This is a genomic window from Paraburkholderia phytofirmans OLGA172, assembly GCF_001634365.1.
Classification (GTDB): Bacteria; Pseudomonadota; Gammaproteobacteria; order Burkholderiales; family Burkholderiaceae; genus Paraburkholderia.
In genome coordinates this window covers 2,156,519-2,168,409 of record NZ_CP014578.1, presented here as the reverse complement: position 1 = coordinate 2,168,409, position 11,891 = coordinate 2,156,519, and the positions used below count along the sequence as shown (strand labels likewise).

The window sequence follows — 11,891 nt, the reverse complement described above, 5'->3', positions numbered from 1 at the left end:
TCTGCGACGTCCGCTCGCGGCTGCCTCACCTTTTTTTCAGGAGCCGGATTTGCCCGTTTTCAACGCCGCCGCAGCGGCCATTTCAGCGGCTTGCTCAGCAGCGAGGCGACCGGTCGGTCTGGCCGCCTCGCTTGCGGCCAGATCGGCGGCCGCCCCCGCAGCACGGTTGCGCGCGCTGGTGCCAATTTGCGCGATGCTGCTCGGCGGATGCGCGTGGTATCACCGCGAACCACTCGCGCCGCAGGATACGTCGACCTCGGCCCGTTCGCTCGAACGCATCCAGATCGATCCGTCGACCATGCCGCTGCCCGAGCTGGCCGCGCATCGTTTCGATCCGTCCGACGGATTCGACATCGACGAAGTCGCCATGCTGGCGGTGGCGAACAATCCCGACCTGAAGCTGGCTCGCGACGACCTCGGCATCGCCCGGGCGCAGGCTTATTCAGCCGGACTGCTGCCCGACCCGCAACTGAGCGTCGCGAGCGACTATCCCGGCGCCGAAGGCTTCACGCGCGCGTTCAATTATGGTTTGAGCATCGACGTGATGGCGATCGTGCTGCGCAGCGCCAACAAACAATCCGCCGACGCGACGGTGGCCAAGACCGATCTCGGCCTGCTGTGGCAGGAATGGCAGATCGTCGCCCAGGCGCGGCAGTTGTTCATCAAGACGCGCTTCCAGCAGGACACGCTGCCGCTGCTGCAACAGCAGCGCGACCTCGCGCGCACGCGCTACGAGCGCATGGCCGAAGCGCACCGCGACGGCAATCTGACCGACGACACGCTGACCGCGGCGCTCACCGCATACAGCGACGCACGCAAGCAGTACACCGACGCCGAACGGGCTGCGGAACAGACTCATCACGATCTGAACGCGCTGCTCGGCCTCTCACCCGAAGTGCAGTTGCAACTTGCCGGCAGCGACGACGCGATCGAACTGCCCGACGCGACGCTCGACGCAGCATTGGCCAAACTCGCCCAACGCCGCCCGGACCTGATCGCACTGCAAGCGGGCTATGAAGCGCAGGAGCAGAAATACCGCGCGGCGATTCTCAGCCAGTTCCCAAGCCTCTCCGTAGGTTTCGTCCGCGCGCGCGACACCTCGAACATTTACACCAGCGGCTTCCAGATCAATCTGAGCCTGCCGATCTTCAATCGTAACCAGGGCAACGTCGCGATCGAAAAAGCGACACGTCAGCGCCTGCGCGATGAATATCAGTCGCGCCTGAACCAGGCGTATGCCGATGTCGCCCATCTGCGTGCGGACGGCGTGATTCTCACGCGGCAGTTGCAGCAGACCGAAGCCGCGCTGCCCGATGTCGATCGCGCCGCGCAACATGCGGCCGCGGCCTACGCTCAGCACAACCTCGTGCTCGGCGCCTATACCGATGCAGAAAGCGCCGCGCTCACCAAACGTGTCGACGTCGCCGCGCTGCGCGAATCGCTCGCCGAACAACGCGTCGGCTTGCAGGCGCTGCTCGGCAGCACGATCCCCGACGCCTTTTCCTCTGCACAGAACTTCACCGAAACTCATGCGAAATAGCCCACTGTCGGCACGGCGGCCGCGCATCGCCTCATATGCGATTTCCCTTGCCTGCGTCGCGCTCATGAGCGCCGCCGTCCATGCGGCCAGCGCAGCCAGTGCGTCCGCCGGCGACGATGCCGCCGACCAAGCCGTCGTATCCGTGCAAACCGTACGGGTGCAGCGTACCGTCATCGCGCAGCCGGTACGCGCCTATGGCATCGTCGCGGCATCCGCGTCGAACCTGACCACGGTCAATTTGCCGTACCTCGCGCGTATCGTGCAGATGCGCGTGCAAGCCGGCCAGAGCGTGACGCGCGGCATGCCGCTTTTCGTCGTGCAAGCGGACCCGGCCGCGGTGCTCGCCACCACCCAGGCAAAAAGCGCCGTGACGCTGGTGCAAGGCGAACTCGCGCGCACGCAATCGCTGTACGACCAAGGGCTTGCCACACAATCGCAACTCGCCGCCGCCCGCAAGGCCGCGGAGGACGCGCAGCAGGCGCTCGCCGCGCAGAACCAGACGGGGGTCGCGAGCGGCAACAAAGTCATCGCGGCGCCGATCGACGGCGTCGTTTTGCAGGTATCGGCGGCCCAGGGCGATCAGGTGCAGGCCGGCGCCGCGATCCTGCAACTGGCCGGCGGTAATGGCCGCGATGCGCGCGCGAACGTGATGCTCGGCGTGGAGCCGTCTGACGTCCCCGCTATCCGTGCCGGCGACACGGTCACGCTGCACGGCCTGTCCACCTCGCTCGCGAAGGCCGCGGTGGACGGTCACGTGGTGCTGGTCGGGGCATCGGTCGATCAGCAAAGCCAGCTCGTCAATATCGGCGCGAACGTCCCGCTCGGACAGAGCGCGTTCATTCCGGGCACGCATGTCAGCGCCGATATCGCGACTCGCAGCGGCACGCATTGGGTCGTGCCGCGTGCCGCCGTGCTGAAAGACGACAAAGGCGCATACGTATTCCAGATCACGCCGCAAAACAAGGCGCGCCGCGTGGCGGTGCTCACGCAGGTCGAAAACGGCGACCGCTACGGCGTGGATGGTCCGATCGACGGCGCAGAAGGCCTCGTCGTCAGCGGCAACTATGAGTTGACGGACGGCATGGCGGTGCGGGCTACTGGAGGCGCGCCGCGATGAATTTCGGTCAATGGATGCAGAAGCACCGGCGCTCGCTGCTGTTCGTGATCGCGCTGCTGGCGATCGCGGGCGCACTGACCGCGTTTCGCCTGCCGATCTCGCTGTTCCCGAACGTCGCGTTTCCGCGCGCCGTCGTCTCGCTCGACGCGGGCGACCGCCCCGCCGAACAGATGGCCACGCTAGTCACGATGCCGGTCGAAGAGGCGCTGCGGCGCGTGCCGAACGTACGCGACGTCGAATCGACTACGAGCCGCGGATCGGCGGAAATCTCGATCAATTTCGACTGGGGCACCGACATGGCACAAGCCACGTTGCAGGCGCAGTCGGCGATCAGCGAGATCCTCGCGACGCTTCCACAGGGCACCTCGATGCAGGTGCGGCGCATGGACCCGACCGTGTTCCCGGTGCTCGCGTATAGCTTGACGTCGAAACAGCAGTCGTTGTCTGCGCTGCGCGATCTCGCGCAGTTCCAGATGCGGCCGTTGCTGTCGTCGGTGGAAGGCGTGGCGCGCGTCGAAGTGACGGGGGGCGCGCAGGACGAATTTGAAGTCGCGATCGATCCGGCGCGCCTCGCAGCCTACAAGGTGTCGCTCCCGGACGTGTCGAAAGCGATCGGCGCGAGCAACGTGCTGATGGCCACCGGCCGTATCGAGGATCACTACAAGTTGTACCTCGTGATTGCCAACTCCACGATCACGCAACTCGACGAACTGCGCAACGTGGTGGTGTCGGCCAACGGCGCGACGCAAATCCGCCTCGGCAACATCGCGACAGTCCATCAGGGCGTCGTGCCGCAATGGATGCGCGTCACGGCAGACGGCCAGGACGCGGTGCTGCTCAACGTCTACCAGCAACCCGGTGCGAACAGCGTGGCAATGGCCAAGGCGATCCGCGCGAAGCTCGCCGACTTCCAGCATCAGATGCCGGCCGGCGTGCATCTCTCGAACTGGTACGACCAGAGCGAACTGGTGATCGCCTCGGCGACCAGCGTGCGCGACGCGATCATGATCGGCGTGGTGCTGGCCGCGTTCACACTATTTGCCTTTCTGCGCAACTGGAAGATCACGGCGATTGCGGTCGCGCTGGTGCCGGTTGTGATGGCCGCGACGATCCTGCTGCTCGACGTGTTCGGCATGGGCTTCAACATCATGACGCTCGGCGGGATGGCCGCCGCGGTCGGCCTTGTGATCGACGACGCCATCGTAATGATCGAACACATCGTGCGACGCATGCGCGAAGGCGGGGCGCACAAGTTTCATGGCCGCGTGATGACGGCGGCGCTTGAATTCACGCGGCCGCTTGCCGGGTCGTCGGCGGCGACGCTGATCATTTTTGTGCCGCTCGCGTTTCTGTCGGGCGTGACGGGCGCGTTCTTCAAGGCGCTCTCGGTGACGATGGCAAGCGCCCTGTTCATTTCATTTCTCGTCACCTGGCTCGCGGTGCCGATTCTGTGCGACCGCTGGCTGAAGCCCAAAGACGCTGAAGAGCACAAGGAAACCCGCTTCGCCTCATGGATGAACCGGCGTTACGGCTTTCTGATCGAACACGTGACGGCGCGCCCGGCTCTCGTGCTGCTCGGCCTGCTGCCGCTGATCGTGGTGGCTGCGTTCGCGTTCACGCGGGTGGGCAGCGGTTTCATGCCGAGCATGGACGAAGGCGGTTTCGTGCTCGACTATCACACCAATCCGGGCACGTCGGTGACCGAAACCGACCGGTTGATGAAGCAGATCGAAGGCATCATCCGCGCGAATCCGAACGTCGCGACTTACTCGCGCCGCACCGGCGCCGGTCTCGGCGGCGACCTGAACGAGCCTAACAAGGGTGACTTCTTCGTGCGGCTGAAGTCGGGTGGCCGTGAGCCGATCGAAACGGTGATGGAAGAGATCCGTTCGAAGGTCGAGACGCAGGTGCCCGGCGTGAGCATCGAACTCGCGCAACTGATGGAAGACCTGATCGGCGACCTGACCGCGGTGCCGCAGCCGGTCCAGATCAAGATCTACTCCGACGACCAGAACACACTCGACACCACCGCGCGCAAGGTCGCCGCGCAGATCGGCAAGATTCAGGGCGTGGTGGACGTCAACGACGGCATCAACCCGGCAGGCGACGCGCTCGAATTGCACATCCGGCCGGAGGCCGCGGCGGCCGAGGGCATGGACCCGCAGTCGATTGCGCAGGCCGCGTCCGACATGGTGGAAGGCAACATTGCGACGCAATTCCAGAGCGGACCGAAGACAGTGGGCGTGCGGGTACGCGTGGCCGGTGCCTTGAAGCTGACCGATACGCAACTGGGGCAGTTGCAGATTCGCGCACCGGACGGCCATCTGTTCGCGCTGAATCGAGTCGCCGATCAGGTGGCGGTGACTGGTCAGCCGGAAATCAGCCGCGACAATCTCAAGCGGATGGTGGCCGTGACGGCGCGAATCGATGGTCGCGATCTGGGCTCGACGATCGCGGATGTACAGAAGACGCTGAGCGACAAGAGCTTGTTGCCGACTGGCGTCTATTACGAGTTGGGTGGTTTGTACCAGCAACAGCAGATTGCTTTCAAGGGTTTGCTGACCGTGTTTGGTGCTGCGATTGCGTTGGTGTTTGGGTTGCTGCTGTTTTTGTACGAGCGCTTCCGCGTTGCGCTGGCGGTGATGGCGATGCCGTTGCTGGCCGCGGGCGCGGTGTTTATCGGGTTGTGGATCACCGGTATCGAGTTGAATATCTCCGCGATGATGGGGATGACGATGATTATCGGTATCGTGACTGAGGTGGCGATTTTTTATGTATCGGAGCTGCAGGGGTTGATTCGGGATGAAGGTGTTGGGTTTGAGGAGGCGCTGATCGCGGCTGGGCGGAATCGGTTGCGGCCGATTGCAATGACCACTATTGCAGCTATTCTCGCGCTGCTGCCTCTGGCGTTTGCCCTCGGGCAAGGGGCGGCTATGCAGCAGCCTTTGGCGGTCGCCATTATTTCCGGGTTGATTGTGCAGTTGCCGTTGGTGTTGTTGCTTTTGCCTGTGGTGTTGAAGTTGTTGATGAAGAAGCAGGCTATTTGAAATGAGGGTTTTTTGCCTGCGCCAAAGAGAAGCAGATGTCCGCCCCGCGCAGGCAAAAAAAACCTCAAACCTTCAACACATCCCCAAACCCGCCCACCCGGGCACCCAAACGCCGAATGGCATCAGCGACCCTAGGCGACAAGAGCGCCTGCAACTCCTCAACATGCCGATAATCCCGCATCCCATGACTCAAAACCCGATCGCCGGCAAACGCAGGATGACAATAAATCTCCCCCACCCCATGGGGCAAATCGGCAAGCGTGGCAAGCCATACCGCCTCATCCATCCGCCCACTATCAGTAATCCCAACCACATAATCGTTATGCACGATCCCAGCCCGGTCCAGCCTCGCCCGCACCCGTGAAATCCATGGCCTCAACCACAGCGGCGCGCCAACTTCGAACGGCAAACGCATCGCCCGCATCCCATACTCGCGGCCGATCTCCAGAATCAACCCGAGCACCGTCGGATGCAAATGAAAATGCTTGTGCGTGTTGACGTGATCGAGCGTCAACCCCGTCTTCGCAAACGCCTCGAACTGCGCGCGAATCTCTCGCGCCAGCTGTTTGCGAACATGCGGCAAAAAGAAAAACCTCACCCCGTCCCGCACCATGTTGTCGCCAAAGCGGCCATGCTCGTCGAGCAATGCGGCAATCCCCGCACGCGGCGTGACCGCGTCGCCGTCGGCCAGCACCAGATGCAGGCCAACCCGCAACGCCGGGAGTGCGCGAGCACGCGCCACCGCGTCGTCCGCGGCAGGCGCGCCGACCATCAGGCTCGCGGCTGTCAACACGCCGTGCCGGTGTGCCTGCTCGACAGCCAGATTCACCCGTGGATGCAGACCAAAATCGTCAGCGGTGACGATCAGCCCGCGTGGCTTAGCCGCCATCCGACGTCTCCATGACATCCATCACGCGCAACGCCGCACCGTGCGTGGCCGACGCAGAAGCCTCGACCGGCACGCGTGCGCCACGCCACACCACATGCGAGCCAAACGCGCCCGCGAACCATTGAAATGCCAGCAAGGTATCGCGCAACGGCACGAGCGGCAAGTCGCGCCAGAAAGTGCGGTCATGACGCGCGGAACGCAGATGCAGCAGCATGCGTGCGGCAAAACCAGCCGCCGTGCTGGCGCCGCTCGCCAGCGCCGCCCACAGGTGCATGCCGTCGAACGGGCCGTTCGCGAGGCGCCCGGTGAGCCATGCGCCGACAAGGAGCCACGGCGTCGGGAACGTGATGAATAGAAACGCAAAGCCAAGCGGGTTCACCGAACGGATCGTGCGCAGCCAGCGCGTCTCACGCTGCCACAAGGCGGAAAACGTCGGCTCGATGACATCGGTGGCCACCATCACGCGCGAAAGCACCGTGCGAAGCCCGAGCGCGCGCACGTGTTCGGCAAGCCAGTAGTCGTCCGCGAGACAGTTTTTCAGCGCGTCGAAACCGCCGATGCGTTCGAGCGTCGCGCGGCGCAACGCGAGGGTTGCGCCGAAACCGAAGCGGCGCGACCCCGCCGCATGTGCGACCCGCACCGACGGAGCGAACCACTCGTTGATAAATAGCGCGCCAACCCGCGGCCAGAAACCGCCGACGCCTTGCGCCACGTACAGACAGGTCACCACCCCCACGCGCGGATCGGCGAGCGGCGCCGCCACGGTGTCGAGATAATCGGCTTCGACTGCGATGTCGCTATCCGCAATCACGATCACGTCATGACGCGCCCGTTCCGCCATGTTGATCAGGTTGCTGACTTTGAGATTGCTGCCGTGCACGCGCGTATCGACCGCGAGCTCGATGTCGTGCATCGGATAAGCGGCCTGCAAACGGCGCACTACGGCGATGGCGGGATCGTCCGGCGACGACACGCCGAGCACGAGTTGGAAATGCTCGTGGCGCTGATCGCAGAAGGTTCTGAGGTTCTCGTAGAGACGCGGCTCGGCACCGCACAGCGGCTTGAGCACGCTGACGCCGACTTTCGCAAAAGGAGCCAGAGGAGGAGCCAGAGGATGCGAAGGCCGGGCGGCAACACTCGCGCGCGTCCCGCGGCGCAGCGCGAAGAACGGCATCGCCACCGCTGCCAACATCGCATAGACTGAAGCCGACACGCAGCCGGACAACAGGACCCATTGGCATACTGTCAATGCGTGCGCCGCCATGGTCTGCGTCCGTCAGTGCCCGGCCAGCACGAACGGTCTGCCCGTAAAACGCAAATGAAGAACGACGAACCAGCGCCGCGGACAATCCACTTCAATCAACACCGGCCGGCCAGCCGGCGTTGCGTGGCGGCCCTGAATGGCGAGGTCGAAAGCGGTGTGCGCGAACTGGCGCATCATGACGACGCCGCTCGCAATCAGCGCGAGCGCAAGGAACTGGAAACGCGTGGAACTGAAGAACGCCTGGGAAACCGGCAAGACCAGCGGTGCCAGCAGGGCAAGCATTTCGGTACCCATGGCCGTGAGTGAAGCCGCCATCAGATGGGCTCGCAGCATGTCGATGGTGACTGGCTTCATGGCGTGATCTCGTGGCCCGATGGAACGCACGGCGACGCGCAGCGGCGCGGCTCGCCGGCAAAAGCACTGGCAAATTCGCTGGCAAATTCGCTGGCAAATTCGCTGGCAAATTCGCTGGCAAATTCGCTGGCAAAAAGCATGAGCAACGGTGCCGGCAAAAGGTGCCACAAGAAGGACTGCCGTCCATTCCGTCGATGTGCTTACGATTAAGCTGCGATGATCTGACAACATGACGTAGTTTCGCGCGCGCTTGTCGGCCACGCGACAGTAACGTTTCTGGGGGCGATAGTAGCGATTCTAGCTGAAGGAAACCTTAAGGAAGAAAGCGGTATAAAGCGAGTCGTGACCATGATCGTTACACTTCAGGTATACGGCTCGGCGCTTGCTTAAAAACGGCCGCCGCCATGCAATAAACATCGAACGGAATCTCTTTCCCATGCGCGTACTCCTCGTAGAAGACGACGACCTGATCGGCTGCGGCATCGAAGCGGGACTGCGTCAGGCCGGCTTCACGGTCGATTGGGCACGCGACGGCCACAAGGCCAGTCTCGCCCTCGATACTACCGCCTATGCGCTGGTGCTGCTCGATCTCGGCTTACCCAGGGTATCGGGTATGGAACTGCTGAAACGGCTGCGCGATGCCGGCAAAGACGTGCCGGTGCTGGTGTTGACCGCGCGAGGCACGGTGGCGGACCGCGTCGGCGGCCTCGAAGCCGGCGCCGACGACTATCTCGGCAAGCCCTTCGACCTGACCGAACTGATTGCCCGTTGCCGGGCCCTGCTGCGCCGCGCACAAGGGCGCAGCGTCGAGCTGATCCGCTATCAGGATCTGACGGTCAATCCCGCCGCGCAAACCGTCGAAATCGGCAATATGCGCGTACCGCTCACCTCGCGTGAATGGGCGATCCTGATGCAACTGCTGACCAACCAGGGCATTCCCCAGTCGCGCTCGCGCCTCGAAGAGAGTTTGTATGGATGGCAGGAAGAAATCGAAAGTAACGCGATCGAGGTCCATGTGTCCAACCTGCGCAAAAAGCTCGGCGCCAAGCTGATCAGAACCGTGCGCAATATCGGCTACGTGGTGGAGAAAGCGTAATGTCGGCATCGATACGCCACCGCCTGATGCTGCTGGTGCTGGCCAGCATCGCGCTGATCTGGGGCATCGCGCTGATGTCGAGTTACCGCCAGGCCACGCGCGAAGTCGGCGAATGGGAAGAGGCGCGCCTCGCCGAGCTCGCGCAAATCCTCGCGCTGCTCGACCAGCGCAATCTGACCACGCTGGCCAACGCTCGCATCGACGTGCGCGAAGAAGAAAAAGGCGGTGAACCCGGCGCGAACAACAGCGACGACGACGATTCCTTACCGCGCGACGCGCTATTTCAGGTGCGCAGCGCGAACGGCGACGTGCTGGCCGGCAGCCCGCAATTGCACGCGCTAAAAGCGTGGGATCTGCCCGTGCCGTCTGCCAGCGGCGGCCAAAACATGACGCTCGGCGGTCAGGTATGGCACACGTTCACCTTGCGCGACACGGCGCTCGGCCACATAGTGCGCGTGTTCGAACCGGCCAATACGCGCAGCGACCTGGTGAGCGGCGTCGCGAGCCGGATCGCCCGCCCCACGCTCCTCGCGCTGCCGGTGCTGGCGATACTGGTGTGGTTCAGCATCGGCTGGAGCCTGGCGCCGCTCAAGGTGCTCTCGGGCGCTATCCGCGCGCGCGACATCAACCGGCTGGAACCGGTCGACATCGGCCGGGCCCCGACCGAGGTGCGCCCGCTCGTCGACGCGATCAATCTGGTGCTGTCGCGCTTACGGCACTCCATCGAGCGCGAACGCGCGTTCACCGCCGACGCCGCCCATGAGCTGAAGACGCCGCTTGCGGCCATCAAGGTGCAGGCGCAAGTCGCATTGGCCGAATCGAACACGGCGTTACAGCGTATTGCGATGGAGCGCGTGGTGCAAGGCGTCGATCGCAGCGCGCGGCTCGCGGAGCAGTTGTTGCTGCTCGCGCGCCTGGATGTCCACGAGAAACTCTCCACCGCGCCGCTCAGACCCGCTGCGGTGGCGAAAGACGCGCTGCTTGCCAACGAACGCAATGCGCAGCAGAAGAGCATTCGCGTCACGCTCACCGGCGACATGCGCGCCGAGATCAACGCGGAGCCCGTGCTGATGGGCATCCTGCTCGACAATCTGCTCGATAACGCAATCAAGTATGGGCGCACCGGCGGCAGCGTCGAAGTCGCCGTGCAGCATGAAGTCGGCCGGGTGCAGCTCACCGTGCGCGACGACGGCCCCGGCGTTGCGCCCAGCGATCTCGCGCGCCTCACGAACCGGTTTTTCCGCGCCACCGGCAATCAGGCTACCGGCAGCGGACTCGGGCTCTCGATCGTCGCGCGAATCGCCGAGCATTTCGGTGCGAGCCTGCATCTGGGCACGGGCATCGGCGAGCACGGGCTCGCGGTGCAAGTGTCGTTTCCTGCCTATGCGGGGGCGGACTGAGGGTACTGCCGAGGGCGTCTATGAGGCTGCCGCAAAGGCCATCGTCAAGTCTGGTGGATAAGGGAAGTATTTCGTTCCAGCCGCACTAGCGCTGGCTTGCCTCGCCCACGGCCGCCCGCCCCGCGCGCTCCACCTGCTGCGGCTCGCGATTCGACGACTCGGCAAACTGCCACGCAATGAGTCCGGGCACGAACATCAGCAGATCGCGAATGCGCCGCGCGCCGGCGAGCGCGAGGCAAGTCGAAGGATCGAGGCCCAGCGCGCCTCCGATCAGAATGAAACCGCCCTCCTGCACCCCCAGACCGCCCGGCACGAAGAAAGCCGCACTGCTGATCGCCTGGATCAGGGATTCGATGACCACAGCTTCGACCAGCGTAACGTGAACGCCGAGAAAGTACAGCGCCAGCCAGATTTCCAGCGACGTCAGGAAGCACTGCAGCGGTTGCCAGAAGAACAGATAGCGCAGCACCACGCCGCGCCGGCGCCAGATCAGCTTGATGACCTGGTCGATCTGCGCCGATTGTCCGACGAGCGCGGCGAGCTTGCCGCTCGTCATTCGATTGAGCGCGCGGGTGATGCGCTCGAACGGGCTGGCATGCTGCACGAGTGCGAACAGCACCAGCATCGGCGTCAGCACCACCACGCCCCACGCCAGTTGCCCGGCGAGCCGCAGCGTGTCGGAGTGCGCATGCGCGAACAGAAAACCGATGCCGACCATCGTGAACAGCAATTGGCTGATCACCGTGAGCTGCATATCGACAATGATGCTGCCGACCGCCGTGGACGGCCGCACACCCCAGCGCTTGAGCAACCGGAACGACACCACCTCGCCGCCGATACGCGCCACCGGCAACATGCAATTGACGGATTCACGCACCCAGACCAGATGCAGCATATTGGCGATGCTGGGCCGGTTCGCGCCGCGAATCAGCGAGCGCCAGTCGCAGGCATTGGCGATCATCGGCAGCACGTGCGCGATGGCCGCCAGAATGAGACCAGCGCCTGCCGCGCGCAGTGCGCCGAGCACGGCGCCGGGATTGTCCTGCCAGACCAGCCATAGCGACACCAGCAAGCCGGCAAGCGCGGCGAGGCGGCCGAGATGCTTCATCACGCGGCCACCTCTCTCGCGCGCGTCAAGCCCGCTGCATTGCCCTCGCCACCCTCTTCCAGATACCCGCGCATCA

The 11,891-nt window shown here is 64.1% G+C and carries 10 protein-coding genes; 5 read left to right on the top strand and 5 right to left on the bottom strand.

From position 1 onward, the window contains the following. Positions 1-49: 49 nt before the first annotated feature. From AYM40_RS09270 to AYM40_RS09260, 3 genes are read left to right on the top strand one after another with little or no spacing between them, the layout of a single operon-like run. Positions 50-1,540, top strand: coding sequence for a TolC family protein (locus tag AYM40_RS09270; RefSeq protein WP_082855022.1), 1,491 nt, complete (start codon positions 50-52; stop codon positions 1,538-1,540). Next, complete coding sequence (locus AYM40_RS09265; RefSeq protein WP_082855021.1) at positions 1,530-2,657, top strand: efflux RND transporter periplasmic adaptor subunit; 1,128 nt, start codon at positions 1,530-1,532, stop codon at positions 2,655-2,657. The genes AYM40_RS09270 and AYM40_RS09265 overlap by 11 nt, the downstream gene beginning before the upstream one ends. After that, a complete protein-coding gene (locus AYM40_RS09260) occupies positions 2,654-5,704 on the top strand; it encodes an efflux RND transporter permease subunit (RefSeq protein ID WP_063495963.1) in 3,051 nt (1,016 codons plus the stop codon). Before AYM40_RS09265 ends, AYM40_RS09260 begins: the two co-directional genes overlap by 4 nt. A gap of 64 nt (positions 5,705-5,768) precedes the next feature. On the opposite strand, the gene hpnK is transcribed toward AYM40_RS09260, so the two are convergent. The 4 genes from hpnK to AYM40_RS41340 are packed head-to-tail and all read right to left on the bottom strand — an operon-like array spanning position 5,769 to position 8,351. Further along, positions 5,769-6,593: a hopanoid biosynthesis-associated protein HpnK gene (gene hpnK, locus AYM40_RS09255; protein ID WP_063495962.1), complete on the bottom strand. Its 825-nt coding sequence runs from the start codon at positions 6,591-6,593 to the stop codon at positions 5,769-5,771. Continuing rightward, positions 6,583-7,857 carry a bacteriohopanetetrol glucosamine biosynthesis glycosyltransferase HpnI gene (gene hpnI, locus AYM40_RS09250; protein ID WP_063495961.1) on the bottom strand — a complete coding sequence of 425 codons (1,275 nt, stop codon included), beginning with the start codon at positions 7,855-7,857 and terminating at the stop codon, positions 6,583-6,585. Before hpnI ends, hpnK begins: the two co-directional genes overlap by 11 nt. Positions 7,858-7,869: 12 nt before the next feature. After that, positions 7,870-8,211, bottom strand: coding sequence for a hypothetical protein (locus AYM40_RS09245; protein ID WP_063495960.1), 342 nt, complete (start codon positions 8,209-8,211; stop codon positions 7,870-7,872). Continuing rightward, entirely contained in the window at positions 8,208-8,351 is a 144-nt protein-coding gene (locus tag AYM40_RS41340; RefSeq protein ID WP_158515267.1) for a hypothetical protein, read from the bottom strand. The genes AYM40_RS09245 and AYM40_RS41340 overlap by 4 nt, the downstream gene beginning before the upstream one ends. A 296-nt stretch (positions 8,352-8,647) precedes the next feature. Here AYM40_RS41340 and AYM40_RS09240 point away from each other — a divergent pair, with 296 nt between their 5' ends. Both AYM40_RS09240 and AYM40_RS09235 read left to right on the top strand, forming a co-directional pair. Further along, on the top strand, positions 8,648-9,307 hold the full coding sequence (locus AYM40_RS09240; protein ID WP_063495959.1) for a response regulator transcription factor: 660 nt from the start codon (positions 8,648-8,650) through the stop codon (positions 9,305-9,307). Then, positions 9,307-10,707 carry an ATP-binding protein gene (locus tag AYM40_RS09235; RefSeq protein WP_063495958.1) on the top strand — a complete coding sequence of 467 codons (1,401 nt, stop codon included), beginning with the start codon at positions 9,307-9,309 and terminating at the stop codon, positions 10,705-10,707. Before AYM40_RS09240 ends, AYM40_RS09235 begins: the two co-directional genes overlap by 1 nt. An 85-nt stretch (positions 10,708-10,792) precedes the next feature. On the opposite strand, the gene AYM40_RS09230 is transcribed toward AYM40_RS09235, so the two are convergent. After that, complete coding sequence (locus AYM40_RS09230; protein ID WP_063495957.1) at positions 10,793-11,815, bottom strand: flippase-like domain-containing protein; 1,023 nt, start codon at positions 11,813-11,815, stop codon at positions 10,793-10,795. Positions 11,816-11,891 lie beyond the last annotated feature (76 nt).

What these genes read in the sequence shown, in the direction of transcription:
- AYM40_RS09265 (WP_082855021.1), top strand. Translation starts at nt 1,530, where the DNA reads ATGCGAAATAGCCCACTGTCGGCACGGCGGCCGCGCATCGCCTCATAT.
- AYM40_RS09260 (WP_063495963.1), top strand. Translation starts at nt 2,654, where the DNA reads ATGAATTTCGGTCAATGGATGCAGAAGCACCGGCGCTCGCTGCTGTTC.
- hpnK (WP_063495962.1), bottom strand. Translation starts at nt 6,593, where the DNA reads ATGGCGGCTAAGCCACGCGGGCTGATCGTCACCGCTGACGATTTTGGT.
- hpnI (WP_063495961.1), bottom strand. Translation starts at nt 7,857, where the DNA reads ATGGCGGCGCACGCATTGACAGTATGCCAATGGGTCCTGTTGTCCGGC.
- AYM40_RS09245 (WP_063495960.1), bottom strand. Translation starts at nt 8,211, where the DNA reads ATGAAGCCAGTCACCATCGACATGCTGCGAGCCCATCTGATGGCGGCT.
- AYM40_RS41340 (WP_158515267.1), bottom strand. Translation starts at nt 8,351, where the DNA reads ATGCTTTTTGCCAGCGAATTTGCCAGCGAATTTGCCAGCGAATTTGCC.
- AYM40_RS09240 (WP_063495959.1), top strand. Translation starts at nt 8,648, where the DNA reads ATGCGCGTACTCCTCGTAGAAGACGACGACCTGATCGGCTGCGGCATC.
- AYM40_RS09235 (WP_063495958.1), top strand. Translation starts at nt 9,307, where the DNA reads ATGTCGGCATCGATACGCCACCGCCTGATGCTGCTGGTGCTGGCCAGC.
- AYM40_RS09230 (WP_063495957.1), bottom strand. Translation starts at nt 11,815, where the DNA reads ATGAAGCATCTCGGCCGCCTCGCCGCGCTTGCCGGCTTGCTGGTGTCG.